23 protein-coding genes are annotated in these 26,850 nt (G+C 72.9%); 12 read left to right on the forward strand and 11 right to left on the reverse strand.

What is annotated here, in order from left to right; all coding sequences use genetic code 11:
- Position 1: 1 nt before the first annotated feature.
- The 3 genes from ACXVGS_RS08500 to ACXVGS_RS08510 all read right to left on the reverse strand — a co-directional run bounded on the left by ACXVGS_RS08500 (position 2) and on the right by ACXVGS_RS08510 (position 2,778).
- Positions 2 to 805 carry a COG4705 family protein gene (locus ACXVGS_RS08500; RefSeq protein WP_458536839.1) on the reverse strand — a complete coding sequence of 268 codons (804 nt, stop codon included), beginning with the start codon at positions 803 to 805 and terminating at the stop codon, positions 2 to 4.
- A gap of 63 nt (positions 806 to 868) precedes the next feature.
- Positions 869 to 1,420: a hypothetical protein gene (locus ACXVGS_RS08505; RefSeq protein ID WP_458528884.1), complete on the reverse strand. Its 552-nt coding sequence runs from the start codon at positions 1,418 to 1,420 to the stop codon at positions 869 to 871.
- A gap of 152 nt (positions 1,421 to 1,572) precedes the next feature.
- Positions 1,573 to 2,778: a PP2C family protein-serine/threonine phosphatase gene (locus ACXVGS_RS08510; RefSeq protein WP_458528883.1), complete on the reverse strand. Its 1,206-nt coding sequence runs from the start codon at positions 2,776 to 2,778 to the stop codon at positions 1,573 to 1,575.
- A gap of 202 nt (positions 2,779 to 2,980) precedes the next feature.
- Between ACXVGS_RS08510 and ACXVGS_RS08515 the strand changes: the two genes are divergently transcribed.
- The 4 genes from ACXVGS_RS08515 to ACXVGS_RS08530 all read left to right on the forward strand — a co-directional run bounded on the left by ACXVGS_RS08515 (position 2,981) and on the right by ACXVGS_RS08530 (position 7,499).
- Complete coding sequence (locus tag ACXVGS_RS08515) at positions 2,981 to 3,841, forward strand: SGNH/GDSL hydrolase family protein (protein WP_458528882.1); 861 nt, start codon at positions 2,981 to 2,983, stop codon at positions 3,839 to 3,841.
- A 230-nt stretch (positions 3,842 to 4,071) separates the two neighbouring features.
- Complete coding sequence (locus tag ACXVGS_RS08520) at positions 4,072 to 5,403, forward strand: chloride channel protein (protein WP_458528881.1); 1,332 nt, start codon at positions 4,072 to 4,074, stop codon at positions 5,401 to 5,403.
- Positions 5,404 to 5,581: 178 nt separating this feature from the next.
- Positions 5,582 to 7,108 carry an MFS transporter gene (locus ACXVGS_RS08525; RefSeq protein WP_458528880.1) on the forward strand — a complete coding sequence of 509 codons (1,527 nt, stop codon included), beginning with the start codon at positions 5,582 to 5,584 and terminating at the stop codon, positions 7,106 to 7,108.
- A gap of 136 nt (positions 7,109 to 7,244) precedes the next feature.
- Positions 7,245 to 7,499, forward strand: coding sequence for a WhiB family transcriptional regulator (locus tag ACXVGS_RS08530; RefSeq protein WP_458528879.1), 255 nt, complete (start codon positions 7,245 to 7,247; stop codon positions 7,497 to 7,499).
- Between the two features lie 24 nt (positions 7,500 to 7,523).
- On the opposite strand, the gene ACXVGS_RS08535 is transcribed toward ACXVGS_RS08530, so the two are convergent.
- Positions 7,524 to 9,332, reverse strand: a complete 1,809-nt coding sequence (locus ACXVGS_RS08535; protein WP_458531417.1) for a GAF domain-containing SpoIIE family protein phosphatase — start codon at positions 9,330 to 9,332, stop codon at positions 7,524 to 7,526.
- A gap of 176 nt (positions 9,333 to 9,508) precedes the next feature.
- Here ACXVGS_RS08535 and ACXVGS_RS08540 point away from each other — a divergent pair, with 176 nt between their 5' ends.
- Positions 9,509 to 10,069 (forward strand): ATP-binding protein, encoded by a 561-nt coding sequence (locus ACXVGS_RS08540; RefSeq protein WP_458528877.1) that lies wholly within the window; start codon positions 9,509 to 9,511, stop codon positions 10,067 to 10,069.
- A 156-nt stretch (positions 10,070 to 10,225) separates the two neighbouring features.
- Here the strand turns inward: ACXVGS_RS08540 and ACXVGS_RS08545 are convergent, their stop codons facing one another.
- The 3 genes from ACXVGS_RS08545 to ACXVGS_RS08555 all read right to left on the reverse strand — a co-directional run bounded on the left by ACXVGS_RS08545 (position 10,226) and on the right by ACXVGS_RS08555 (position 12,876).
- Entirely contained in the window at positions 10,226 to 10,621 is a 396-nt protein-coding gene (locus tag ACXVGS_RS08545; protein ID WP_458528876.1) for a TraR/DksA family transcriptional regulator, read from the reverse strand.
- 242 nt (positions 10,622 to 10,863) lie between these two features.
- Positions 10,864 to 11,235: a UBP-type zinc finger domain-containing protein gene (locus tag ACXVGS_RS08550; protein WP_458528875.1), complete on the reverse strand. Its 372-nt coding sequence runs from the start codon at positions 11,233 to 11,235 to the stop codon at positions 10,864 to 10,866.
- 171 nt (positions 11,236 to 11,406) lie between these two features.
- Positions 11,407 to 12,876 (reverse strand): MFS transporter, encoded by a 1,470-nt coding sequence (locus tag ACXVGS_RS08555; RefSeq protein ID WP_458536840.1) that lies wholly within the window; start codon positions 12,874 to 12,876, stop codon positions 11,407 to 11,409.
- Between the two features lie 148 nt (positions 12,877 to 13,024).
- Here ACXVGS_RS08555 and ACXVGS_RS08560 point away from each other — a divergent pair, with 148 nt between their 5' ends.
- Together ACXVGS_RS08560 and ACXVGS_RS08565 are read left to right on the forward strand one after the other, a co-directional pair.
- Positions 13,025 to 13,624: a TetR/AcrR family transcriptional regulator gene (locus ACXVGS_RS08560; RefSeq protein ID WP_458528873.1), complete on the forward strand. Its 600-nt coding sequence runs from the start codon at positions 13,025 to 13,027 to the stop codon at positions 13,622 to 13,624.
- Positions 13,625 to 13,733: 109 nt separating this feature from the next.
- Entirely contained in the window at positions 13,734 to 14,207 is a 474-nt protein-coding gene (locus ACXVGS_RS08565) for a hypothetical protein (RefSeq protein ID WP_458533434.1), read from the forward strand.
- Between the two features lie 39 nt (positions 14,208 to 14,246).
- Here ACXVGS_RS08565 and ACXVGS_RS08570 read toward each other — a convergent pair whose 3' ends face one another.
- Positions 14,247 to 17,801, reverse strand: a complete 3,555-nt coding sequence (locus ACXVGS_RS08570) for an ATP-binding cassette domain-containing protein (protein WP_458536841.1) — start codon at positions 17,799 to 17,801, stop codon at positions 14,247 to 14,249.
- A 274-nt stretch (positions 17,802 to 18,075) separates the two neighbouring features.
- On the opposite strand from ACXVGS_RS08570, the gene ACXVGS_RS08575 reads away from it, so the two are divergent.
- Positions 18,076 to 20,040, forward strand: coding sequence for a potassium transporter Kup (locus ACXVGS_RS08575; protein WP_458531415.1), 1,965 nt, complete (start codon positions 18,076 to 18,078; stop codon positions 20,038 to 20,040).
- Between the two features lie 32 nt (positions 20,041 to 20,072).
- On the opposite strand, the gene ACXVGS_RS08580 is transcribed toward ACXVGS_RS08575, so the two are convergent.
- The 3 genes from ACXVGS_RS08580 to ACXVGS_RS08590 form a co-directional block, all read right to left on the reverse strand.
- On the reverse strand, positions 20,073 to 20,480 hold the full coding sequence (locus ACXVGS_RS08580; protein ID WP_458534329.1) for a low affinity iron permease family protein: 408 nt from the start codon (positions 20,478 to 20,480) through the stop codon (positions 20,073 to 20,075).
- A 59-nt stretch (positions 20,481 to 20,539) separates the two neighbouring features.
- Entirely contained in the window at positions 20,540 to 21,004 is a 465-nt protein-coding gene (locus tag ACXVGS_RS08585; RefSeq protein WP_458528868.1) for a hypothetical protein, read from the reverse strand.
- Between the two features lie 204 nt (positions 21,005 to 21,208).
- Complete coding sequence (locus ACXVGS_RS08590; protein ID WP_458528867.1) at positions 21,209 to 21,757, reverse strand: DUF6328 family protein; 549 nt, start codon at positions 21,755 to 21,757, stop codon at positions 21,209 to 21,211.
- 409 nt (positions 21,758 to 22,166) lie between these two features.
- Here ACXVGS_RS08590 and ACXVGS_RS08595 point away from each other — a divergent pair, with 409 nt between their 5' ends.
- The 4 genes from ACXVGS_RS08595 (at position 22,167) to ACXVGS_RS08610 (ending at position 26,844) form a co-directional block, all read left to right on the forward strand.
- Positions 22,167 to 23,174, forward strand: coding sequence for a DUF1611 domain-containing protein (locus ACXVGS_RS08595; RefSeq protein ID WP_458531414.1), 1,008 nt, complete (start codon positions 22,167 to 22,169; stop codon positions 23,172 to 23,174).
- Between the two features lie 98 nt (positions 23,175 to 23,272).
- Positions 23,273 to 24,262, forward strand: a complete 990-nt coding sequence (locus ACXVGS_RS08600) for a hypothetical protein (protein ID WP_458528865.1) — start codon at positions 23,273 to 23,275, stop codon at positions 24,260 to 24,262.
- Positions 24,253 to 26,028 (forward strand): ABC transporter ATP-binding protein, encoded by a 1,776-nt coding sequence (locus ACXVGS_RS08605; protein WP_458531413.1) that lies wholly within the window; start codon positions 24,253 to 24,255, stop codon positions 26,026 to 26,028. Before ACXVGS_RS08600 ends, ACXVGS_RS08605 begins: the two co-directional genes overlap by 10 nt.
- Before the next feature lie 195 nt (positions 26,029 to 26,223).
- Complete coding sequence (locus ACXVGS_RS08610) at positions 26,224 to 26,844, forward strand: N-acetyltransferase family protein (RefSeq protein ID WP_458528863.1); 621 nt, start codon at positions 26,224 to 26,226, stop codon at positions 26,842 to 26,844.
- Positions 26,845 to 26,850: the final 6 nt, after the last annotated feature.

Raw genomic sequence — 26,850 nt, forward strand, 5'->3', positions numbered from 1 at the left:
GTCAGACCCCGGCCGTATCGCGGTCGCGCACCTCGGCGACCGGAGCGTCCACGTGCGTCGCGGCCAGGTAGCCGACGACGCCGGCGATGAGGACCGCCAGCGCCAGGGTGACCGGGCCGGTGCCCCAGCCCAGGCCCTGCCTCCAGGCCGGCACGCCCATCCAGTCGGCGAAGGACGCCCCCAGAGGCCGGGTCACGATGTAGGCGAACCAGAATGCGCTGACCGCACCGAGCCCGAGCTTCCAGTGCGCGAGTGCCGGCACGGCGATGACGACGGCGAACAGCACGCCGGAGGCCAGGTAGCCCAGGTGCAGCGTCGTGGCCGTCAGGTCGCCCGCGGCGGTGCCCAGCGCGAAGGTCGTCAGCACGGTGGTCCAGTAGAAGAGCTCGCGGCGGCGCGTGGTGATGGAGTGGATGGACAGCGTGCCCTCGGTCCGGCGCCACACGGCGAACACCGCGGCCAGGGTGAGGACGAACGCCACGGTCGACACGGCATACGGGATGCCGAGGATCACGTGGACCACGTCCGCCGCCATGGTGCCGAAGACGCTGACCATGGCCACGGCCAGCCAGTACACCCACGGGACGTAGCGGCGCGCGCGCAGCTGCAGCGCGAGCGCGGCCACCAGGCCGACCGCGCCCAGCCCGCCGGCCACGACCGGGTCGAGGTGGTGGGCGAGGAAGTCCGAGGCGGTCTCCCCCATCCCGGTGGTGAGCACCTTGGCCACCCAGAACAGGACCGTGACCTCGGGCACGGTGCTCAGGGCGGTGCGGGACTTCTCGGCGGCAGCGGTGGTTGTCGACACGGGGCGGGAGTGTGCCGAGGCAACCTGAGAGGTTGGTGAACAGCCCGCCGGCCGTGTGGCCGGTCAGGGGAGGTCGAGCTCGAGGCGCCAGATCGGCGTCCCCGGCTCCAGGAGCCAGAGCCGCTGGGCGTTGGCCCGGACCAGCCGGAGCGTGCCCAGGACCAGGAGGATGGCCAGGGGCAGCTCGAGCAGGAGGGCGGTGGCGATCGACTCCGGCAGGTCCGCACGCCTCGCGGTCAGCACGTCGAACCACGCGTCGCACACGAGCAGCACGCCGGAGGCGAACGACGTCAGGATGAGCAGCTGCCGCCGCAGCAGCGCGAACACCACGGTGGCGGCGAGCATCGCGGCCAGGAGCAGGTCGAAGCCGGCCCAGGTCAGGTCCCAGTGCCGCGCGTCGTAGCGGTTGGGCAGCACCACGGCCAGGTAGCCGATCCACGGCAGCATGACGATCACCGCAGCCGCCAGCAGCACCACCCGGCTCCGCCCCCGGAGCAGCCCACCGCGCTGGGGGCGTTCCGGGGCGGGCCGACTCAGCCGCCGGATCAGGTCCCGGCGTTCGGCCGGCGTCATGGTGCGGATCTGCTCGTCGGTCAGTCCTGGCTCGCCGTTCATGGCGCTCCGTCCTGTTGGGGGCATCGCACACCCACCCCAGCCCTCGACCCGGCGGGCGCAGGTGCCCTCGGGGCGTGGGGCGATGGTACGGACGGCACCTGTGGGCGGCCATCCCGACCGAGTCGCCCCGGTGGCGGTGGCGGCCGGTGCGGTCAGCCGACGTTCTCGGCGGCGGTGCCGGGCACCGGCTCGACCGGCGTCGGCTCGAGGGGCTGGGGTACGACCGGTCCCACCTGCCCCGGAGTCGGCTCGACCGACTGCGAAGTGATCTGACCCACGCGGTAGTCGCGGGGGTCCACGGCGTGCGTCTCGTCCCCGTCGACGTTCTCGAGCAGCAGCACGGCGAGGTCGTCGGTGAACCGGCCGCCCGGCACGTGCTCGCGCACGGCCCCCAGCACCCTGTCGAGCGCGTCCTCGACGGTGGACGTCCGAAGCATGGAGGCGAGCGGGAGCACCGGGAGGAACTCACCGCGCGCGTCCCGGGCCTCGCTGAGCCCGTCGGTGTAGAGCAGCACGCGGTCGCCGGGGGTCCACGGCACGGTGACCGCCTCGAAGGAGCGGCCGAGGCCGAGCGGCAGGCCGGACGGCAGGTCCACGAGGGTCGCTCCGTCGTGACAGGTGATGAGCAGTGGGTGCGGGTGCCCGCAGTTGACGAGCGTGATGTGGCCACGGTCGGTGACCTGCAGCAGCAGCGCGGTGACGAACTCCTCGTCGTCCAGGAACGGGTCGATGTAGGCGCTCATCTCGGCGGCGACGGTGGCCAGGTCTCCCCCGCCGGCGGCGGACTGGCGGAAGGCCCGGATGACCCGCGCCGCCTGCTCGACGGCGCTCACCCCCTTGCCGCGGACGTCCCCCACGATGAAGCAGACGCGGTGGTCGGAGTGGAACCAGTCATACAGGTCGCCACCGACCAGCGCGTCCTCCGCGGCAGACAGGTATCGCGCGCCGGCCGCCACCGTTCCCACGTGCGTGGGGACAAGGGGCAGCATGGCGCGCTGGGCCACCTCGGCGATGCGCACGATGCGGTCCAGCTGCGCCTCCCGACCGACACGCACCACGGCCAGGGCCACCGCGGCAAGGCTGACCATGGCGACGTCGGCGACCCGCAGCCACATCTGCGCCGTGCCCCACGTGCCGTTCCACACGCTGGTCAGCCCCACGAGCCCCACCGCGACCACGCCAAAACCAGCAGTGGGCAGCGGGTCCAGCACGGCACAGGCGATGAGGGGGCCGAGCGCGAACAGGATCGACGGGACGAAAGCGGGCTTCCCGGCCGAGAGCTCGGCAATGAGGACGACGAGGAACCACAGCGTCGCAAGCCCGGCGCCGACCAGCTCACCTCGGCGGTCGACCTTCATCACCTCATCCTCACCCTTTCAACGCCGTAAGTCCTCATCCCCACGGGTGGGAGTCTCCACCCGAACGGCCCTTCCGGTGCCCGGACGCGCGGCAGCTCCGTGAGCGGAGCCGCGCCGTAACGCGGCACGACGGACGTCGTTGCCCGGGTAGCCGTTCGCAGGAGCACCCGTCGCACGATCCGCCGAACCCGTGGAGCCCGACATGTCCCGCACGCTCGCCGTCGTCCTCGCCGCCGCTGCCGTCCTGGGCGGCACCGTGGCCTCCGCCCTTCCCTCGACCGCCGCGACCAGCCCGCTGCGCTACGTCGCCCTGGGCGACTCCTACAGCGCCGCGTCCGGCGTTCTGCCGCCCGACCCCACCGCCCCGCCGTCCTGCCTGCGGTCGACCAGGAACTACCCGCACGTCATCGCCGGCGCGACCCACGCCCAGCTCACCGACGTCACCTGCGGCGCCGCCCAGACCAAGGACTACGCCGGCGCGCAGTACCCGGGGGTCGCGCCCCAGCTGGACGCGGTCCGCCCGGACACCCAGCTGGTCACCATGACCATCGGCGGGAACGACAACAACACGTTCATCAACGCCATCACCCGTTGCGGGGCCGCGGGCCTCTCGACGCTGGGCACGGGCAGCCCGTGCCGGGACCGCTACGGCTCCTCGTTCGTCGACGACATCCGCACCAGCACCTACCCCGCCCTCGTCCGGGCGCTGTCGGCGGTGCGGGCAAAGGCGCCCGGGGCGCGGGTCGCGATCCTGGGCTATCCATGGATCCTGCCCGAGCGTCAGGGCTGCTTCGACCGGATGCCGATCGCCACCGGTGACGTGCCCTACCTGCGCGGGATCGAGGCGACCCTGAACGACGCCGTACGACGCGCGGCGGCGGCCACCGGCGTGACCTACGTCGACCTGAGCGCGGTCTCCGAGGGCCACGACGCCTGCCAGGCGATCGGGGTGCGCTGGGTGGAGCCGGTCCTCCAGGGCACCAACCCGGTCATCGTGCACCCCAACGCCCTGGGCGAGTCCCGGATGGCGATGCAGACGATGCGGGTGCTCGGGCTGGGCTGAGCGGCGGCTGACCGGCGGCGCCGTCCCACGGCGAGGACAGCCGACACGTTCACCCGCCGTGGGTGATGCCGCCGACGCGCGCGGACCGCATCGTGGAGCTGCGAGCGCAGGGCCTGTCGCGCGGCGGCGAGGGCCCGGCGCCCGCCCGTCCGCCGAGTGCGAGGAGCTGACGCCATGGGCCTCCCATCCACCCGGCGGAACGCACTGCAGCCGACGACAGTGGCGCGCCGATGAGCACGCCCGCCACGCCGGTTGACCCGCTGGAGCACTTCCGCAGCCGTCGCTACCTGGGGCTGCTCGTCCTGGCCGCGGTGCTGGGCGCACCGATCGCGGCGCTGGCCTACGGCTTCCTCAGCCTGACCTCCTCCCTCCAGCGATGGGTGTTCACGGATCTTCCGTCGGCGCTGGGCATCGACCCGACTGCTCTCTGGTGGCCGCTGGTCCCACTCCCTGTGGCCGGCCTGGTGGTGGGCCTGACCATCCGCTACCTGCCCGGCAAGGGCGGTGAGTCACCGGCCGACGGGATGCACACCGGTGGCGTGGCCCATCCTGCGGCGTTGCCGGGCATCGCGATCGCCGCGATCGCGAGCGTCGGCCTGGGAGCCGTGGTCGGACCCGAGGCCCCGCTGATCGCCCTGGGTGGCGGCCTGTCCTACCTCGCGGTGTGGTTGCGCCGGCGCGACCTGCCCGCGCAGACCGCCGCGGTCATCGCCGTCATCGGCAGCTTCGCCGCGGTCAGCACCCTGCTCGGCTCACCGCTGACGGGGGCGTTCCTGCTCATGGAGGCGGCCGGCCTGGGCGGCGTCACCGCCTCGCTGGTCCTGGTGCCCGGCCTGCTCGGCGCCGGCGTGGGCGCCCTCATCTTCGTCGGCCTGGGTTCGCTGACCGGGCACGGCACCTTCTCGCTGGCCATCCCCGACATCCCTGGCACGTCGGCCCCCACCGCCGCCGAGCTCGTGTGGGCCGTCGCGGTGGGCCTCGTCGCCGCCCCGTGCTGCCTCGCGATCCGCTGGCTGGCCCTCCGGACCCGGGCCCTCGTCTCCCCCCGCGTCGTCCTGCTCACCCCGGTGGCCGGCCTCGCCGTCGCCGCGCTGGCCGTCCTCTTCGCGTGGTCCACGGGCAAGCCGGCCAGCGACGTGCTCTTCTCCGGCCAGAGCGCCCTGCCCCAGCTCGTGGACCACAACGCGGCATACACGGTCGGGGCCCTGCTCCTGCTGATCGCGTGCAAGGGGCTGGCGTACGTCGTGTCGCTGGGCAGCTTCCGCGGCGGCCCCACCTTCCCGGCCATGTTCATCGGGGCGGCGGTCGGTATCGCGCTCTCCCACCTTCCGGGTCTGGCCGCGATCCCGGGGGTGGCCATCGGCATCGGCGCGTTCACCGCCGGGATGCTCCGCCTGCCCCTGACGTCCGTGCTGCTCACCAGCCTCTTCCTCGGCCAGGACGGCATCACCCTCATGCCGTTGACCATCATCGCGGTCGTGGTGTCGTACGTGCTGACCCAGCGGCTCACCCCCGTCCCGCAGCCGAGTGCGAGGGCCGACGCGGCGACCACCCGCACGTGACCGACCGGTGCCGTTCGGCGCCGTGGCCACCGAAGCCTTGTGGCCCCACCACGGGGGGGTTACGTTTCGGTGAGGCAGGAGACTTCTCGGGGAACGCGGTCAGGCACATGGGCACACGCCGCCGGCATCGGCCAATCGAGCAGCCGGGACGCCCCGCGCCACCCCCCGTGGACGTGACGTGACCACCCCGCCCACTGCGGCCGCCACGGTGCAGGTGGCCTACGGTGAGCCCCACGGCCGGTGGGTGCTGGCCGCCACCGTGCTCGGGTCGTCGCTAGCCTTCATCGACGCCACCGTGGTCAATGTCGCCCTGCCGCGGATCGGGGAGGCCCTGGGCGCCCGCCTGTCAGACCTCACCTGGGTGATCAACGCCTACACGCTCACCCTCGCGTCGTTGATCCTGCTCGGCGGCTCGCTCGGGGACCGCCTCGGCCGCCGACGGGTCTTCGTCGTCGGGGTGGTCTGGTTCGCCCTGGCGTCGCTGCTGTGCGGGCTCGCCCCCAACGTCCAGACCCTCATCGCGGCCCGGGGGCTCCAGGGCGTCGGCGGCGCGCTCCTGACGCCGGGCAGCCTGGCCATCCTGCAGTCCTCCTTCCGGCCGGAGGACCGGGGACGGGCGATCGGGGCCTGGTCGGGTCTCGCGGGGATCGGCGGCGCGGCCGGCCCGTTCATCGGTGGCTGGCTGGTGCAGGTGAGCTCCTGGCGATGGATCTTCTTCATCAACCTGCCCGTGGCCGTCGCCGTCGTGCTCATCGCCCAACGCCAGGTGCCCGAGACCCGCGACCCCATGGCCCCGCGGCACGTGGACGTGGCAGCGGCGGTGCTGGGGGCGGTCGGCCTGGGCGGCGTCACCAACGGGCTGATCGCCTGGCAGAACACGGGACCGGGCAACGCCGCCGTCCTGGCGTCGCTGCTGGCCGGCGTGGCCGGCCTCGTCGGGTTCGTCGTCCGCGAACGCACGGCCGCCGAGCCGATGCTCCCACTCGACATCTTCGCCTCCCCGATCTTCCGCGCGACCAACGCCGCGACGTTCGCCATCTACGCGGCGCTCGGCGGCGTGTTCTTCTGGCTCGTGCTCCAGCTCCAGGTGGTGGCCGGGTTCTCCCCCATCGCCGCCGGGCTGGCGTTGTTGCCCGTCACCGGCCTGATGCTCGTGCTGTCCGCGCGCATGGGTGGCCTCGCCCAGCGGATCGGTCCGCGGATCCCCATGACGGTGGGGCCGCTGCTGTGCGCGGTGGGGGTCGCCGGCCTCACCCGCCTGGGTGCCGGCGCGTCATACCTGACGGACGTGCTGCCGCCTGTAGTCATCTTCGGGCTGGGACTGTCGGCGACGGTCGCGCCGTTGACCGCGACAACCCTGGCCGCAGCCCCGGAGCAGCATGCCGGCCTCGCCAGCGGCGTCAACAACGCGGTGGCGCGGGTGGCGGGCCTGCTGTGCGTGGCGATCCTCCCCCTGGTCGCGGGCCTCAGCGGTGAGGCCTACCACGACCCTGCCCTGCTGGAGCCGGCCTTCCGGACCGCGATGTGGGTCTGCGCCGGGCTCCTGGTGGCCGGCGGGGTGCTGTCCGCGCTCTTCGTCCGGCAACCCGCGGCCGAGCCGTCGGAGCCCCCTGGGCGTCGCTACTGCCCGGTGGACGGGCCACCGTTGCAGGACTGCCCGCGGCGCGGGCCCCTGGCCGGGGCCGGGCGGGAGTCGGCGACCTGACCCGGCAAGGGCCGCCTCAGCCCGCATCCTCACGATCCAGGACACCAGGGCGTTCCTTTGATGCTTCTCTCAGGTTCCGGGGCCAGAGTGGCCGGTTCCCGTTGACCCATGGCACGTCGTGCCGAATGGAGGGCTTGTGAACTGGCGTGACAAGGCGGAATGCCTCCGCACGGACCCCGAGCTGTTCTTCCCGGTCGGGACGACCGGGCTGGCGCTCATCCAGGCCGAGGCGGCCAAGCGGGTGTGCCAGCGGTGCCCGGTGCAGGACGAGTGTCTGCGCTGGGCCCTGGACAGCCGCCAGGAGACCGGCATCTGGGGTGGCACCGACGAGGAGGAGCGGCGGCTCATCCGCCGCCGGCAGTCCCGGGAGGCGCGCCGGGTCGCCTCCTGACCGGGGTCTGGACGCCCCGGCGCCTCACCCAGGGCGGTCCGGCGATCCCGGCGGCCCGGACCGGCGGACCGCCAACGCGGCGACGTCGTCGTCCCGGGAGGCGTCCCGCAGGTCGGTGACCAGCTCGTGCAGGGCCACGGACAGGTCAGTGCCGGTCAGGAGCGCCATCGCCGCATCCATGCGCTGCTGTCCCCGGTCGATGTCCTCGTCCCGCCGCTCGATGAGACCGTCGGTGAAGGCCACCAGGGTGTCGCCGCCTTCGAGAGGCACCGTCAGCTCCTGGCGAGGCTCCTCCGAGATGCCGAGCGGCGGCCCGCTGGCGAGCGGAAGCTGCTCGGGGGTTCCGTCCCGGCGCAGCAGCACCGGAGGTGGGTGACCGGCGTTGGCCACCACGAGCTCTCCCCGCACCGGGTCGGCAACCATGTACACCAGGGTGACCAGCTGCTCCGTGGGGTACTGCGCGAACATCAGGTCGAGCCGCCCCGTCACGGTCGCCGGGGCTGGGTCCAGGGCCGCGTAGGCCCGGACGGCGGCCCTCATCTGGGCCATCGCGGCCGCGGCGCCAACGCCACGGCCCATGACGTCACCGACGAAGAGGACCAGGCGGCCGTCGCTGAGGGGGATGGCGTCGTAGAAGTCGCCGCCGACCTCGGTGCGCCCGGAGGGGCTGTAGTAGCTGGCCAGCTCCCAGCCTGGGACGACGGGCAGCGCTTCGGGCAACACGGCGTGCTGGAGCTGGTCTGCCGCGGCCACGGTCTGGCTGTGGAGCTCGGCGTTGTCGATGGCGATCGCGGCCCGCTTGGCCAGGTCCTCCGCGAGGGCGAGGTCGTCGGGTCCGTAGAGCCGGTCGGACTCCGCCGAGACCCAGGTGATCACCCCCAGCACGCGTCCCCGGGCCACCAGCGGCACCGTCAGCCCACTGCGCAGCTGCAGCTCGCGGGCGATACGCAGGTGCTCCTCGTCGATCGCGGCGGCGACCAGCATCTCGTCGGTGACCTCGCGGACCAGCTCGCTGCGACCGGTGCGCATCACGTTCCAGGCCCCACTCGGGGCGTCCGGGTCGGCGGGGTAGCGCTGCTCGAGGTCGATCGCGAGCTGGACCTTGGCCGGGTCCACGTGCTCCACCGCGAGACGGTTGAGGCGACCGTCCTCGACCAGGTCGATGGCGCACCAGTCGGCGAAGGTCGGGACGGCCAGCCGGGCGACCCTGGCCAGCGTTGTCTGGTAGTCCAGGCTGCTGCTCAGCTCCGTGGCGGCATCGGCGAGGAAGACCAGCTTGGCGGTCTGCTTCGCCGCCTCCTCCTGGGCGCCGATGCGCTCGAGGGCCTGGGCACAGGTGTCGGCCAGGATCTCGAAGAACTCCAGCTCGGCCGAGTCCACGGTCCGCGCCCCCGGGAAGGAGAGCCCGATCGCCCCGATGGTCCGTGTGCTCACCTTCAGGGGCAGGCAGACGATGGACCGCTCACCGCGGTCGGCGTCGGGGTAGCGCTCCGCGATCGCTGCCGCCCCCGTCAGGACGATGCGCTGCCCCGTGCGGACCACGTCGCTGACCGGCGTCCGGCTCGCGAGGGGGAAGCTCGCCCACTGCTCCGCATCACCCTCGTCGCCGCCCCGCAGGCCCACCAGTCGCAGCGTCTCCGTGCCGTCGCGCAGGGTCAGCGAGGCCATCGTGGCTCCCACCGCATCCGCGCTGTGGGTGATGACGATCTTGGTCACCGCATCGACCGTGTCGGCGGTGGCCAGCTCTGCGGTGACTCGGGCCAGGCGCGTCAGCCGGTCTCCCAGGTGGCGCGCCGCCCGCGAGCCGCCTTCGCTCGGGGAGTCCGGAAGCACCGGCCCATCATGCCGGGTAGCCCGTGGCCCGTGTCCACTCCTCGAAAGCTTTCCCTTGAGCTGTCGCCAGCCCGCCCGGCACGCCATCCGGCGTGAGAGCATCGGCATCGGGTGCGCTCCTCAGGCACCCCGAGCCCTGGCTGAGGGGTCGGACGCGGGTCCCGAAGGGGGCGAAGATGTGCCACCACGCCACCAAGCCGTTGCCGCCTGAGCCTCACTCGACCCCGGCAGCACGCAAGTTCCTGCGCCGCTGCCTCAGCGACTGGGGGCTGATGGCGATGGTCGAGGACTCCGAGCTGGCCCTGTCCGAGCTGGTGACGAACGCCGTGCTGCATGCCCGCACCCCGCTGCTGGTGAGCATCAGCTGCGCTGACTCGATCATCGAGCTGGCTGTCTTCGACGGCACGCCGACGCGGCCGACGATGCGACCGCACCGATCGGACCTGGCCGGGGACCTGGCGGCGGCCCACGCCCTCGAGGCCGAGCTGGAGGAGGTGCCGCACGAGCGGGACCCGCGGCTGCACGTGGGGCCGGCCGGGTCGGTCACCGGCGGGCGCGGCCTGCTCGTCGTGGACGCCGTGGCCGCCCAGTGGGGGGTCAGCCCGCTCAGCGACGGCAAGGCGGTCTGGGCCCGCACCCCGGTGTTCGACGGCTGGGAGCCGGCCGCCCCCTGCCCGTGCTCCGCCTCGGACCAGGCGCTCACCCTGGCCTCCGGCCACCCTGTCGCCGAGCGCTGACGCACCCTCGCGCCGGGGTGGCCCCCGGACGCCGGCGAGCTCAACCAGGTGGGGACCACCCTCATCGACAACGCCGTCGACGGGATGGGCGGTGCCGGCGCCCTCCAGGTGACCACCTGGGGCGAGTCCCTGGGTGGGCGGTCCGGGGCCGGGAGGTCAGGCTGGCCGGGCCGCCGCACAGGTGATGCAGGTCCGGGCCGCGGGACGGGCTTCGAGCCGTGCCGCCCCGATCGTCCCGCCACACCGCTCGCAGACCCCGTAGGTGCCTGCCGCCAGACGCTCCTGCGCCAGGTCGCAGTCGGCCAGGTGGCTGCGGGCCTGTTCCAGGAGCGCAGCCACCTGGGCCCGCTCGTAGGCGATGGTCGCACCGTCCGGATCGTGCTCGTCATCGGTGGAGACGTCCTGGGAGGCCTCGATGATCACGTCCACGTCCCGGCTCAGCGACGCGATGCGCGAAACCAGCTCCTGGCGCTCCTCGGCGAGCACGGCACGCGCGGCCGTGAAGTCATCGGCCGGAACGGCCGGCACTGCAGGTTCGGACTGGGCTGTCATGGCGTGTCCAACGGACCGCGCCGACCAGCCGTTCCTCCCCTCCCGGGAAGAACGGGCACGGCTGCGGCGTTGGAAGGAGTGCCGGCCCTGGATGCGTGTGTGGTTGAGCCGCCGACAGACGACGTCATCACGACGTGGCAGTCGAGCTTGGGCGATGCGAGGGGTTCGATTCCTCTCGACGGCACGTGAGACGGACGGGCGCCTACGGGCGCCCGTCCGTCGTCCTTTCCGGCGGGCCCCGGCTAGTGCAGCCGGGACCGCCAGTCGGTCGGGACGCGCCCCTCCGGCCCGGGGACGCCCTGCTGCGCCGGGTGGGAGCCGGGCGGCGCCAGCTGCGGCCCCTCGAGCCAGTCCCCCGTGGCGTAGTCGTAGAACCAGTCCTCGTCGGGCTCGTAGCTCTGGACCACCCGGTGCCCTGTCGCGCGGTAGTGCGCCGAGGCGTGCTGGGCGGGTGAGGAGTCGCAGCAGCCGACGTGGCCGCAGCGGGCGCACCGACGCAGGTGCAGCCACCAGCCGGGCGGGGCCTGCGCCTCACAGTCGGCGCAGCCAGGACCGCTCGGCGGGACCCCGGGCCGGACCTCGACCTCAGGCCTGATCTCACTGCCGTCGCCCACGTGCCGCCCCCTCTCACCGATGCGGCCCCGCGTCACGGCAGTCTCGTCGCGGTGGCCGCCGGGATCCTCATGCACTTCGCGTAGCGGGGGCGGCTGGCGCTTCCTGCACGTCAACGCCCCGCCGGGATCCCGGCGGGGCGCTGCGGTGGAGTGTGACCGGCCGCGTCGGCGTCAGGCGGCCGGCTCCAGCACGCGCGCCTCCGCCTCCAGCGGCGCCACCACGGGCCGCGGGGAGCGACGCCGTACCGCCAGCGACAGCACGAGCACCACGGCGATGGCGATGAGGCCGGCCGCGACCCCGAACCCGCGGTCCGCACCCAGGACGAACAGCTCCTTGGCATGGGCGGAGGCCGCCGGTGAGGACGCCGCCCCGGGCCCAGCCGTGGCGAAGACCGTCACGAGCACCGCCAGGCCCACCGCTCCCCCGACCTGCTGGGTGACGTTGACCAGACCGGACGCGATACCGACCTCGTGGGACGGCACGCGGGCCATGCCCGCGTCGGTGAGCGGGACGAAGGCGGTGCCGTTGCCGAACGCGAAGAGCACCATCGAGCCGACGAGCTGCGCATATGTGCTGTCGACCCCGAGTCGTGTCAGCAGGGCAAGCCCCGCCACGGACAGTGCCATCCCCACGAGCATCACCGCGCGGGTGCCGACCCGCGGCCCGAACACCCGGGTGGCCAGCTGCGAGCTGACGAAGACGCTCACCGGGAACGGCACGAAGGCCATCCCGGTCCGCACCGGCGACCAACCGAGGACGAGCTGGAAGTACTGGCTGAGGAAGAAGAACGCGCCCATGCTGCCGGCGACGAGGAGCAGCCGCGCGACATACGCACTCGCGCGCTCCCGGTCGGCGAACAGGTGCAGCGGGGTGATGGGGTGCTCGACACTGCGCTCGACGAGGACGAAGGCGCTCATCAGGACCAGCGCGGCCGCGAAGGAGGCCAGGGCCACGCCGCTCCCCCAGCCGTCGGCCGCGGCGCGGATGAAGCCGTAGACGAGGGCGGTCATGCCCGCCGTGGACAGCAGGCTCCCGGCAACGTCGATGCGGCCGGCCTGGCCGCGACCGCGGGGCAGCGCCACGCGGGACAGCGCCAGCACGGCGAGCCCGATGGGCACGTTGACGAACATCACCCATCGCCAGGAGGCGTACGAGGTGAGCAGGCCGCCGGCGATGAGCCCGATGGCGGCCCCACTCGCCGAGACGATCGTGTAGTAGCCCACGGCGCGGGTACGGTCCCTCGGCTCGGGGTAGAGGCCCATGAGGATGGCGAGGGCCGACGGCGCCACGAGAGCCGCGCCGACACCCTGCGCGGCGCGCGCCAGGAAGAGGTCCGTGCCGGCATCGGCGAAGCCGCCGAGCAGCGAGGCTGCAGTGAACAGGAGCATGCCGACCGCGAAGACGGTACGGCGCCCGAACAGGTCACCGGCGCGGGCTCCGAGCAGCAGCAGCCCGCCGAAGGCGAGGGTGTAGGCGTTGACGACCCAGGACAGGTTCGCGGGCTGGATGTGCAGGGCCTGCTGCATGTCCGGCAATGCGATGTTCACGATCGCCGAGTCGAGGACGATCATCATCTGGGTGGTGAGGACGACGGCAAGGGGCAGCCAGGTCCGGGTGGGCGTGGCAGTGCGGGAGCTCATGGATGGGAGGTCCTTCCCGGCAGGCGGGGCTATCATGGTGACGAAAGCGGAGGATCCCTCCGCGCCGTGACGAGATGGGAATCGGAGATTCCCTCCGCTTAATCGACTATACGGAGGATGGCTCCGTTTATGCAAGGTGGTGACTCGGGTGTCCCCTGAGGAGGGCAAGGCGCTACGCGCCGATGCCGCCCGCAACCGCGCGCGGCTCCTCGACGCGGCGACGAGGCAATTCGCCGAACGCGGCGTCGAGACGTCGCTCGACGACGTCGCCAAGGCCGCGGGGGTGGGCATCGGGACCCTCTACCGCCATTTCCCCACCCGCGAGGACCTCGTCCTGGCGGTCTACGGCGCCCAGATCGACGCCCTCGACGAACGCTCCCGGGAGCTGGCGACGCGCGAGGACCCGGGCGAGGCGCTGCGCGAGTGGATGCGCGGGTTCGTCGACTTCTACGCGGTCAAGCAGGGCATGGTGACCCTGCTGCGCACGATGATGGACGGCGGCCGCTCGGAGCACTTCGCGCAGACCCGGGAGACGCTGCGCCTCGCCGCCGAGCGCATGCTCGCCCCCGCCATCAAGGCCGGGGTGGTCCGCCAGGACGTCGCCGCCCCAGAGCTGATCCGGGCCCTGGGCGGCATCTGCCTCACCAGCGACCCGAAGGCGACCCCGGCGTCATCGACCCTGGCCCTGGTCGACCTCGTGTATGACGGGCTGCGCTACGGTGCGCCGGTGGCCGCGACCCGCGGCTGACGACGGCTCAGGCTGGGGGAACGTGGGACAGCGCAGGCCCAGCCATGTCTGGCAGGCACCGCCGGGCTGGCCGGCGCCACCACCGGGCTGGACTCCGCCACTGGGGTGGGTGTCAAGGCCGGACCTGCCCCCGCCACCGCCGGGCTGGCGCTGGTGGCGCCGGACGCGCGCCGGCCGGGTGCGCCTGACGGCTGTGGTCGTTGGCCTGGCTCTGCTCGTCCCGGCCGGGACCGCGGGAATGGTCCTCGGGCTCGGGGCACTCATGTCCGACCCGGCCGGCAGTGCCTCCGGCGTCGTTTTCGTCAACGACACCGCGAGCACCTGGCAGGTGCTGGCCTGCACCGGCAACTACTACCCGGACGCCGGGCCGCTGCGCCCCGGACAGGACTGGTTCCCCGAGGACTGGCCGAACCAGGACGACCCGGGAGCCGGGTGCTGGCTCGCGCCCCGGGACGACGCCGGCCACCTCGGCCCGGGCGTCTGCCTGGCTGTGCCGGAGACCCCGCAGGTCACGTTCCGGGTCAGCCGGGCGCATCCGTCGTCCCTGGCCGCGTGCATGGACCGCAGCAACCCCAGCCTGTGAGCCGCGCACGACCTTTCGCCCACCGGCCCCGCGCTCGAGCTAGCCAGCGAGGTGACCCCAGCTGTCGGCGAGCTCGTGCCACGCCCCGACCGCGGCGACCCGTCCCTCCACCAACACGACCACGCGGTCGGCCTGGGCGAGCGCCGCGCGCTTGGACGTGGCCCCGATGACGGTGGCGCCGCGCTCGCGCAGGGCGGTCCACAGCTCGATCTCGGTGGCGGAGTCGAGCGCCGAGGAGACATCGTCGGCGAGCAGCAGCTCGGCCTCGCACGCCAGAGCGCGGGCCAGGGCAAGGCGCTGCACCTGACCGCCGGAGAGGCGCACGCCGCGATGCCCGACCAGCGCGTCCGGCCCGCCGGCCGACTGGACGTCGGAGACGAGACGGGCGGTCTCGAGGGCCGGGCGCACGGCACGGCCCGGGTGGTCCAGCCGGACGTTGTCGGTGAAGGTGCCCGACAGGACCCTCGGCACCTGGGCGACATGGGCGACTCGACCCGGCCGCAGGAACGTCTGCGGCTCGGCCACCGGCTCTCCGTTCCAGCGGATCTCACCCGTGCTGGACACCAGGCCGGCCAGGGCGGAGAGCAGGCTGGACTTGCCCGACCCGACCTGCCCGAGCAGCAGCACCAGCTCGCCGGCGCCCACCGCCAGGTCCACGTCGGTGGCCCCGAGGGTGCCGTCGTCGTGCACTGCCGTGACGCCGGCCAGCTCGAGGCTGCGCAGCGGCTCCCGCGGCGCTGACTCCGGCACCGGGGCGGCGCCCTGCACGAGGTCGACACCGGCCGGCACGCGCATGAGGTCGCCGCCCCCGGCGAGCCGGCTGGTGGTCTGCATCCAGGCGCGGGTGCCCGGCGCCTCGGTGATGACCGATCCCGCGACCCGCCCGAACCAGTCGAAGCCGTTGACCGCGCCGGCCACCAGCAGCGCCGTGGCCAGGCCCCAGCCACCGGCGACGAGGACCGCCCAGGCCGTCACGACGCCGCACTGGACCATGACGATCGGGACGCCGTCGAGCAGGGCCTGCACACGGTGCTCGCGCACCGCGGCCGCCACGCGGCCGCCGTCGACCTCCCGCAGGTGAGCGTGCACGCTGGGCGTCGACGCGGCGAGCTTCACCGTGCGCACCGAGTCCAGGGCCGAGACCAGCGAGCGGCCGAACTGGGCCCGGGCAGCGGCGGAGGCCGCCGCGGACCGCCCGGCCACGCGTCGCCCCAGGGACGAGGCGAGCGCGGAGGCAATCATGACGGCGAGCAGGACGCCACCGGCCAGCAGGCTCCGCGCGGCCACCGCGGTCACCGCGGCGATGGCGAGGCCGTTGACGAAGTCGACCCAGCGGTCGGCGTAGCGCGCCAGGCGGTCGGCGTCCATGGTCCGGGCCACGACCTCACCGGGAGGAGTCCGCTCCAGGCGGTGCTGCGCCGTCTGGCCGACCAGCACGGCCGAGCGCACGCGCAGCATCACGGCGACCCACCACCGCGGGTAGCGCCGGAAGGACTCGGCGAGCAGCAGCGGCGACAGGAGCAGCGAGACCACGAGCGCGGCGGTCAGCGCCACCGGGCTCTCGCCGTCGCGGAGGGCGACCACGAGGTGTCCCCAGATCCAGCCGGTGACGGCGCCGAACGCCCCCGAGAGCGCCGCGGCCAGGAAGAGTCCGACGCTGACCAGGCCCCACTGCGGCTCGATGAGCAGCGCCGAGGCCGTCGCCCGGGCCAGGCCGGGCACGTGGTCCAGCTGTGGGGCGGCCGGCGGCGCCCCGGCGCGGCGGGCCGTCCCGACCCTGCCGGTGGCCGTGGCTGCGTCCGCGGGCGTCCCGGCGGCGGTCGCGGCGGGCTTCGCCGCGTCAGCGGGCGCGGCGGCATCCTCCTCCGCGGCCGCCTCCAGCAGCTGCCGAAATGGCCCCGGCTGGGCGGCGAGCCGGGCGCGTGACCCCTGTTGCACGACCCGCCCAGCGTCCAGCACCGCGACGTGCTCGGCGCGGCGGGTCGTGGACAGCCGGTGGGCGACCAGTAGTCCGGTGCGCCCCGAGAGGAGCCGCTCGGCGGCTCGCACCACGTTGGCCTCGGTGACCGGGTCCATGCGTGCGGTGGCCTCGTCGAGGACCACGACACGGACGTCGCGCACCAGCAGTCGCGCGAAGGCGACGAGCTGTTCCTCGCCGGAGGACAAGGTGGTGCCGCCCGGGCCGAGCGGGGTGTCCAGCCCCTCGGGCAGGCCCGCCACCCAGTCCTCGAGGCCGAGCTCGGCGACTGCGCGCTCGACCTCGGCGCGAGGGACCGGCTCGAAGAGCGTGATGTTCTCTGCCAGGGTGCCGGCGAGGATCTCGGTCCGCTGAGTCACGACGCCGACGGCGGAGCGCAGCCGCTGCAGGTCGACGTCGAGCACGTCGACGCCGCCGATCAGGACCGAGCCACGCTCGGGCTCGACGGCCCGGGAGAGCAGCGAGGCCAGCGTCGACTTGCCCGAGCCGGTGCGCCCCACCAGGGCGCACGTGGTGCCCGCGGCGACGTCCACGTTGACCTGCTGGAGGGCGAAACGCCCCTCGGCGTAGCTGAAGTGCAGGTCGCGGAACTCGATGTCCAGCGGGCCGGCCGGCAGGTCGTCGCCGCCCAGGGGCTCGGACTCGGCGCCGAGCAGGCCCCGCAGCCGCAGCACAGCGCCGAAGCCGGCCTGCAGGTCGGGCAGGTGCCGCGCCAGCATGTCGGTCTGCCCCACGAACATGGTGGTGACCAGGAACAGCGTGACCAGCTCGGCGGTGTCGAGCCGGGCGTTGACCACCAGCGTCACCCCGACGACCGCGGTGGCTGCCAGCACCGCGTGCAGCAGCGTGCCGGTGCGCCGGCCGATCCGGCTCTCCAGCTCGAGGACGCCGGCGAACCTCTTGTGCACCTCGGCGGCGAGCTCGGTGCAGCGCCGGACCACGTGGGCCTGGCCCAGGCTGGCACGCAGGTCGTCACGCCCGGCGACGCCCTCCTCCATGGCCGCGGCGTGGTCGGTCCACGCCGCCTCCTCCACGACCTTGCGGGCCGAGAGCGTCGGGAGCAGCGGACGGACGGTGACCAGGGCGGCCATACCGGCCAGGGGGAACAGGAAGAAGGCGGGCCACCAGGTGGTCCCGGCCACGATCCACAGCGGGCCGGACGCGAACAGCGTGCGGATCGCCTGCCACGCGCTCTGGCGCAGCAGGGTGCCGACCTCGTGGGTGTCGTCGTCGATCCGGTCCAGCACCTCCCCGACCGCCTGCTCGGTGAGCGTCGGCAGCGGCTGGTGCAGCGCCGCGTCGAGGAGGTCGGCGCGCAGCCGGCCCTCGGCCCGGTCGACCACTCCGGCCCACAACGTGCGCGCGGCGGTGTCGAGCACCGAAGCCCCGACGACACAGGCGGCGAGCAGCACGACCAGCCGCTCGGTGGCGTGCTCGGCCAGCTGTCCGGCGACGAGCGTGCCGAGGGAGGTGCCCACGGCGGCGACGGCGCACGCGAGCAGCGCCCACGCTGCCACCGGGGTGCGCAGCCTGCGCCAGTCGACCGTGCGGTGGTCGTCTGGCTCTGTCGTCGGGGCGAGCACCGTGCGGACGGCCTCGAGCTGGGTCAGCGGCATCGCCTCGCACGCTACGACCTGGCACCGACGGTCGTCGCGTGGTTATTCGGCGGCTCGCGTGCAGCGTCCGCACGCCGGAAGGGCCGACCCTGTATGCGCGGCCGCGGACCGGTCGCGCACATCCCCGGCTCACGCGATGGGCAGGTCCACCCATGAGCTGCCGGTAGCCTTGGCGGCCGCCGAGGCCGGTGCGCGGGGATCGTGCCTGCGCCGGCCAGTCCCCTCGCGCCCGCGATGACGTGCGGCCAACTCGCCAAGACCTGGAGCAAGCCCTGTGACTGACCTGACCACTGCCACCAGCAGTGCCGGTGCTGACACCGCCAGCTCCGCGCCAGAGGCACAGCCCACCGGCGCCCCCAGACCTGTCGGCGCCGCGCTGCTGCTCGCGGCCCTCGGCGTCGTCTTCGGTGACATCGGCACCAGCCCGCTGTACGCCCTGCAGACCGTGTTCTCCCTCGACCACGGCATCGTGCGGCCCACCGCCGACGACGTCTACGGCGTCGTCTCCCTGATGTTCTGGTCGGTCACGCTCATCGTGTCCACCAAGTACGTCATGGTGCTGATGCGGGCCGACAACGACGGCGAGGGTGGCGTCATGGCCCTGGCGGCGCTCGCCCGCCGCCTCTACGCCAAGCGCGGCGGCCGCACCGGCCTGCTGATGGCGCTGGGCATCCTCGGCGTCTCGCTCTTCTACGGTGACTCCGTCATCACCCCGGCCATCAGCGTGCTCTCGGCCGTCGAGGGCCTGAAGGTGGCTGCGCCGAGCCTCGCGCACCTCGTGGTCCCCGTCGCCGCGGTCATCCTGACCGGGCTGTTCGCCGCGCAGCGGTTCGGCACCGGCAAGGTCGGGGCGCTCTTCGGGCCGGTCACCCTGCTCTGGTTCGCCGCGCTGGCGGCGGCGGGCATCCCGCAGGTCGTGGCCCACCCGAACGTGCTCGCTGGCCTGTCGCCCACCTATGCGGTGGCGTTCGTGGCCGCACACCCCGGTATCGCGTTCGTCGCCATGGGCGCGGTCGTCCTGGTCATCACCGGGGCCGAGGCGTTGTACGCGGACATGGGCCACTTCGGGCGGATGCCGATCCTGCGCGCCTGGTTCTTGGTCGTGTTCCCGGCGCTGACGCTGAACTACCTCGGCCAGGCCGCGCTCATCCTGCACCACCCCGGTGCGACCGCGAACCCGTTCTTCCTGCTGCTGCCCGGCTGGTCGCAGGTCCCGATGGTGATCCTGGCGACGGCCGCGACGGTCATCGCCAGCCAGGCGGTGATCTCCGGCGCGTTCTCCCTGTCCAGGCAGGCGATGCAGCTGGGGATGCTCCCCGCGCTGAGGGTGCGCCAGACCTCCGAGCACGAGGCCGGGCAGATCTACCTGCCCGGCATCAACGGGGCCTTGTTCGTCGGCGTGCTCGCGCTGATGTTCGCGTTCCGCTCGTCGGCCAGGCTCGCCACGGCATACGGGGTGTCCGTCACCGGCGCCCTCGTCATCGACACGATCCTGCTGCTGCTCGTGGCCAGGGTCCTGTGGGACTGGCCGGCGTGGAAGCTGGCCGCGGCCGGCGTCGGGTTCGGCGGCATCGAGCTGACGTTCCTGGCGGGGAACCTCTCCAAGGTCGCGCACGGTGGCTGGCTGCCGCTGCTCATCGCCGCCTGCGTGTTCACCGTCATGACCACGTGGCAGAAGGGCCGGGCGGTAGTGGCGACGAACCGCCGGCGCAAGGAAGGGCCGCTGCAGGAGTTCATCGACCTCGTCCACGAGCGCGGCGTGCCCCGGGTTCCCGGCACCGCGGTGTTCCCGCACCCCGGCAAGGACACGACGCCGCTGGCGATGCGCGCCACCGTCGAGCACAACCACGTCCTGCACGAGCACGTCATCGTCATCTCCGCGACCGCGGTGAACGTGCCGCACGTCCCGCCGGCAGAGCGGCTGACGGTCGACGACCTCGGCTACGCGGACGACGGCATCCTCCACCTGTCGGTGCGCTACGGCTTCGCCGACCACGTGGACCTGCCGGCCGCGCTGCGCCAGGCCTGCGCCGACGACCTCATCGGACCGGGCATCGACATCGACGGCGCGTCCTACTTCCTGTCCCGCGGCACGATCACCCTCGGCCGGGAGAAGGTGATGGCGACCTGGCGCAAGCGGCTCTTCGCCCAGCTCGCCCGGCACGCTGCCGACCCGGCCGAGTACTTCGGCCTGCCGGGCCAGCGGATTGTGACGATGGGAAGTCACGTCACGTTGTAGGAGCCACGGCATCCGCCGCCGTTGCTGGCGGGCTACTCGGGCCGGGCTTCCTCGCGGACATCCCGATGTGTCCGGGCGGCGGCACGCAGCTCGTCGTCCGGTGCCGCCTCGAGCGTGATCATCGACTTGTCCGCGCCCGGCAGTGAGCGCAGGATCTCGTCGAGCTTGCGCTGCGTCGCGGCCTGCTCACGGGCCTGGGTGTGCTGGATGACGAACACCATGGCCAACGTCACCGCTGCCACCATCGTCTGGAACACGGACTCCAAGCGGGTCGGGAACTCGAAACGGGCCGAGAAGACGACCCAGAGCAGGTCGAGGGCGACCACGGTCACGGCAATCGATGGTCGTGAGGCCACCCAGTCCAGCCCGTGAAGCACCCGCGAGGCGGGGTGCCGGGACCATCGGGGACCAGACCTCACCCATGACCACATGCCAGCCATCCTCGCGCCTCAGCCCGTGCCGGGGGGACCGCCCCTTCGGTCCCTGACCCGGGCGTTGCTCACTCGGCGGGGGCCTCCTGGCCGGTGCGTGCCCTGACCCGGCTGGCGGCGGCCACCAGCGCGTGCGAGACGTCGAGCAGCTCGTCGGCCTGCTCGTCCCGCAGCTTGCTGAGCTGGCGGAGCTGCTCCTCCAGGGCCGCGACCTCACGGTCCGCCGCGCTGGTCCGTGCGGTGGCCGCCTCCTCGGCGGCGGAGACGATCTCCGCGGCCCGCTGCTCGGCCTCCTGGAGCACCGAGGTGGCCTTGGCCTCCGAGGCCGTGCGCGTGGCCTCGGCGGTCTGGAGGGACCGCGCGACGGTCCAGTCGGCCACGGTGTGGGCGCGCTCGAGCAGCGTGGCCGAGAGCTGAGCGACCTGAGAGGAGTCGCGCAGTGCGGCCACGTAGGTGTTGACCTCCGCCGGGTCGTAACCGTTGGATACCCGGCTGAACCGGGCAGCAGACTGCGGCGCAGTGTCGGTGGCCATCGCCGTCCTCTCTTCGCTGACGCTCGGGCCGACCTCTGGTGGTGGTGTTTGCGGCCACCCTCCCTATCGGGGCGATGCGGCCGCTCCTGAACGATTCTTCAGAACTCACGGCGCAGCGGGCTGCGAACCGGGCACCCCAACGGGCGCGACGCGCTGCGCGTCGACGGAGCGATCCGGCCTATCGGGGCTTGACGGCCCTCGGCCTCATCGGGGGTTGACGGACCTCGCGTGCGCGACCGCATGCCTCGTGGGCCGGTGCAGCGACGACGAGCTGGTGACGGGCACCGTGACGGGGTGGTCGTCCCGGCGGTGGAGGTGGTGGAACGGCACCCCGAACCACCAGGCGCTGAACCACGCCAGGACGATGGCACCGATGACGCAGCCACCCATGGTGCCCACCACGAAGCTGGTGGCGAACATGACCGCCGCCGACACGCCCACGACCATCAGGGCCAGTCCGACGATGGCGAAGCGGTTGGCGCCCCGGACGATGTCGGGTCGGCGCCGACGCCGGAACAGGATGCGGTGGAACGCGACGGGCGCGATCAGCATGGACGCCGCCCCGACGGTGGCCAGCAGGGCGGTGAGGTAGACCGCGCGGTCGGGCGCGCTGGCACTGTGGAACCCCGAGGTGAAGGGCAGCGAGAGGAGGAAGGCGAAGAGGATCTGGACCCCGGTCTGAGCGACGCGGATCTCCTGCAGGATCTCGCCGAGGTTGCGGTCGAGGACGTCGGGCTGGTCGTACGAGGGCATGCTTTTCTCCCAAGGACCGGCTGGGGCAGGGGGACCCCGGACAGGCTTGCCGGTCGGTTAGCCAAGAGATGTTGCCACCTCGGGCTGGGCGACGCAACGCTGTGACCTGCATCAAAGCGCTATGCCCGCATCCGCCAGGTGTTCTAGGGGCCAATACGTCACCCAACCTCTGGACGGGGCCAAGTTGCCTTGCCTACGGTGGAGTTCGGGGCCGTTGCAGCCGCCCCACCGCGCTGCAGAGAACATCGGCTCTCAGATGAATGCCGGGGCCCTACCCCTCGCCCCGCGAACGTTGGAAGCCGCCCTTCGTTCACCCCTTCGAAGTTCACGCGACTTCCTTGAGACGCCCATATTGGCTGCGCGCAGGATCTGGGTCGGCGCAGGGACGCGCAGTCGGGAGGGGGACTGAATGCGCGACCTGTCGCAAGCCAAGTTCAGTTTCGTCACGCGGGGACTGGGTGCACGAGACCTGACCCTCGGGGTAGCCCGACAGCCAACCCAGGGGGACCTGGTGTTCGCCCGGGTCGAGCTGCTCGGCCAGCACCGGGCGCTGGAGGACCGGCACGGCCGCCGGGTCCGCCTCTACGCCGGCGATCTGGTCGCCGGCGCGTACGGCAGCCGTTACGCGACGGACTTCTACGAGGGCTACGTCCCCACCGGCCCCCACACGCACCTGCTAACCGCCGGCGGCGTCATCGGCACCGTCGCGTCGTCGCACGTCAGGCGCGCGCCGCCGACACAGCTTGAGGTGATCGGTGCTGTAGCGGACGGCGACGGCGTCCCGATGACGCTGGCCGAACTCACTCGCCCGACCTCACCCGTGGCAAGCCCGCGCCCGGCCACCGTCGTCGTGGTGGGCTCGTCGATGAACGCCGGCAAGACCACCACCGCCGCCGGCATCATCCGCGGGTGGGCTCGTGCCGGTCTGAGGGTGGGAGCCGGCAAGGCCACCGGGTCGGGCAGCGGCAAGGATCGCTGGGTCTACGCCGACGCCGGCGCGCACACTGTCGTGGACTTCCTGGACTTCGGTATGCCGTCCACCTTCGGCTATCCGACGGCTCAGCTGGTCTCGACGATGCATCGCATCCGTGACGCCCTGGCCGCGGACGGCGCCACTCATGTCGTCATTGAGATCGCCGACGGCCTCCTGCAGTCCCAGACGCACGAGCTGCTGGCCGCCCTGCCCGAGTTCGCGGACTCAGTGCTGGTCGCGGTCGGCGACGCCCTCAGCGCCGTGGGCGCCCAGAGCGTCCTGGCCGCCGCAGGAGTCCGCGTCAGCGCGTTGAGCGGCCTCGTGTCGGCCAGCCCGCTCGCCGCCCGCGAAGCCGAGGCCGCCACGGGCCTGCCGGTCGCGACGCCGGACGAGCTCGCCCGCGGCGCGGCACTGGACCTCCTGCGGACCGCACAATGGGCATGACCACGGTCGCCGCCTATGTCGCGTGCGACGGCCCGCCTCCAGGTCGGCTGGGACGGGTGCCGCTCGACATACGCCAGCTGCGGCCAAGCGCACTTGTGGTGCCCGGCCTGATCGTGGCCGACGCCCGCGGCGAGCCCCTGCTCTCAGGCGAGGACGACCTGCGAAGCGACCCGGGCCGCGGCGGCGGCCCACTGAGCGGACCCACACTCGACGCCGGCGCGCGAGCGTTCGCGCTGACCAACGTCGCCGCGTGCGCCCGCCGGCTCCTCGATCGCGTCGAGGCCGAGCTGGACAGGACACTGCCACCGCTGAGGATCCTGGTCGGCTGTCACGAAGTGGGGCCGCAGCGCTGGGGCGGAGGTCACTACCGCCTCCCCGCGTCGAGCTACAGCGAGCTCCCCGAGGTCGCTCCCGTCGACCCCGCGGGGGAGGTGCACCTCGGCTCGGGTCGGTTGTACGTCGAGCACGCCGGCTCGCGGTACCTGCACGCACCGGGTCACAACGTGGCCGTGGTGACCCATGAGGTCGCGCATCACGTGTGCCGGCACGTTGCCGACTTCCGGCTCAACCGGTTGCGCCCGCCGCAGGACCAGACGAACCGCCGGACCGCTGTCGAGGAAGGGACCTGCGACTACCTGGCCGCCGCGATGCTCGGACACCCGGACATCTACGGCTGGCACCGAGGCCACATCCCCTTGAGCGACCCGCGCCGACGGTATCTGGCTTCGCATCGGACCATGACCGACTTCAGGGGTGGGCACGACGCCGACCCGCACGCGGACGGGTCGATCTGGGCCAGCGCCCTGTGGGACGCGCGGTCGCACGCGGATCGGGCCGGCCACCCCGCCGAGTCAGTGGACAGCGTGCTCCTGCGCGGGCTGGCCCGGCTGGGCCAGGACGACACGCTCGACCGCAGCCCGGAGGCCCGCCGTGCGCGGAAGTACTTCGGGACCCTGCTGTCGGCCATGCTCGAGGTCAGCCGCGACGATGCCCTCACGGCGCACCTGGAGCGCGTGCTGTCCGCGCGGGGCATCCACGCGGGCTGGTCCAACGCTCGCGCCCGGGAGGCGGCGCGACAGTGCGCCTGACCGAGCGCGCGGAGCCGACCCTGCTGTCGACCCTGTGGCGGTTTCGTTCCTACGGCGTCCCCCATCGGGGCCGTCTGGCCCTGGGTGTGCTGTGCCGAGTCGGTGAGCTGCTCGCCGACCTCGCCGTCCCCTGGCCCATCGCGCTCGTCATCGACGGTGTCCTGGGGCACCACCGCCTGCACGGCCCCCAGGCGGTGATCGTCGACCGCACCGGCGTCTCGGGGGGAGGCCTGCTGGTCGTTGCTGCCGCCGCCTCGCTGCTGTTCACCCTGCTGTCCGGCGCGCTGGACTACCTTGGCGACCGGCTGATGAATGGTGCGGGAGAGCGCATCACGGCAAACATCCGCGCCGACGTGTTCAGCCACCTGCTCCGGCTGCCCATGACCTTCCACGACCGCCGCAGCGTCGGCGAGCTCACGAGTCGCATGTCTTCTGACACCAACCGGATCGAGGACAGCCTGGTCGACGTCTTCTCCACGTTGCTGCCCGGTGTGCTGACCATCGTCGGGCTGGCTGCCGTCATCACCGCCCTGGACTGGCGCCTCGGCCTGGTTGCGCTGAGCGCCGCCCCGCTGGTCTTCTTCGCCGCCAAGCGGTACAGCCGGCTCACCCGTGATGCGGCGCGGAAGCGTCGCGCGGCGGAAGGGCAGCTGGCCGCACTCACCGCCGAGACGATCACCGGCATACGGACGGTCCACGTGGTGGGCACCCAGGACGTGCACGAGGAAGAGTTCGCCGGCTACAACGGCGCCGCACTCCGGGCGGGGCTCCGGTCGGTCGACCTGCGGGCCCGGTTCACCCCCCTGCTCGAAGCCACCTCCGCCTGCGGCACCGCCGCCCTGCTGCTCGTAGGCGGGTACGGCGCCCTGCAGGGGTGGTGGACCGCCGGCATCCTCGTGGTCGCGCTGGCCTACTTCCGAGACATGCTGCGCCCGCTACGGTCCCTGTCACGCCTGTCGCTCACCCTCACCGCCGGAGCCGCGTCCGCCGAACGCGTGGCCGAGATCCTCGACGTTCCGACCCACCGTCGAACGGTTCGGGCCCCCTCCCGGGTCGAGGCGTCAGTCCGCCTCGAGAACGTGCGGCTCGACTACGGCAGGGGGCAGGTGCTCACCGATCTGGACCTGGACGTCACGGCCGGCAGCCGGGTGGCCCTGTCCGGCCCGAACGGGGCAGGCAAGTCGTCCGTCCTGGCGCTTGTTGCCGGCCTCTATCGGCCAACCGCGGGGCGTGTCCTCATCGGAGGCCTGGATCTCGAGACGCTCGAGCCCAGCTTCCTGCGCCGCCACATCGCGGTCGTGCTTCAGGACACCTTCCTCTTCTCCGGGTCGGTCTTTGCCAACGTCCTTCTCGGGCGCCCGGACGCCTCGACGGATGAGGTGGTGCAGGCCTGCGCGGCGGCGGGTGTGCTGGAGTTCGCCGACGGACTCCCCGAGGGTCTCGCCACCCAACTGGGCGACCGCGGAGTGGGCCTTTCCGGCGGGCAGCGTCAGCGCGTAGGGATAGCCAGGGCGCTCCTGCGAAACTCGCCCATTGTCCTGCTCGACGAGCCGACCTCCGGCCTCGACCTGGCTGCCGAACGGGCACTCGTGGACGCGCTGATGCGGCTGATGAACGGCCGAACCGTGCTCATGACCACCCACCGCCCAGCCCTGCTCGGCCTCGCCGACCGCATAGAGACGCTGGTCGATGGGCGGCTCCTGCCGCAGGGCGCGCCCATCCTCAGCGCTCCGCAGCCATTCAGTGCCACCGCCCGGCCGGTCTAGCACCTCCGATCCGGACGGAAACCAGTACCTCACGGAGCTCACGCGCACCGGTGGATGAGTCCCGGGCCTTCAGGAGTCCAGCTCGCGAGCTCAACGGACAGATGGCGGCAGCAGCGGGGAATCACGCGGGCAGCCCGTGGGAAGGCGTGGCGCTCACCGTGGCGTGGTCAGTCCGACTACGTCCCGGAGCGCACCATGGCCCAGGTTCAGAACCCCCATCCCCTCACGTCTCGTCAGGTCGACCCGCTCGGAGCCCGCCTTCCTGACGGCACGACCGTCACCCTCAGGCCGCTCGTCCACGGCGAGACCGCGCCGCTGCTCGGCGTGTTCGAGGGCATGTCGATGGTCTCCCGGTGGATGCGCTACCTCTCCGGCCTTCCCCGTCTGTCACCGGGGATGCTGTCCGGGCTCACGGACGTCGACGGTGACCACCACGTCGCCTGGCTGGCGTCCCTGGACGACGAACCCGTCGGGATCGCTCGTTACGTCCGCCTGAAGGACCGCCCGACGACGGCCGAGCTTGCCTTCGAGGTCGTGGACCGACTGCAGCGTCGCGGCCTCGGGACCGTGCTCCTCGACACGATCACGACCGTGGCTGCCGCTCGCGGCATCCGCCGCGTCCAGGCCACGCTGGCGCCCTCCAACACCGCGTCGAGGCGGCTGCTGGCCAGGATCGGCGCGACGGCCCGGCATGTCGACGGGCTCCTGGAGGCACAGGGACCCCTCCGCCTCCTCGACCCTCCGGCGGTGGACAGGTCGGCCTTGCTCCGCCTGCTGTGCGCCGGCTCCTGGGACGCCGCCCTCGACATCGGCTGAACTGGC

This window comes from Oryzihumus sp. (genome assembly GCF_054325275.1).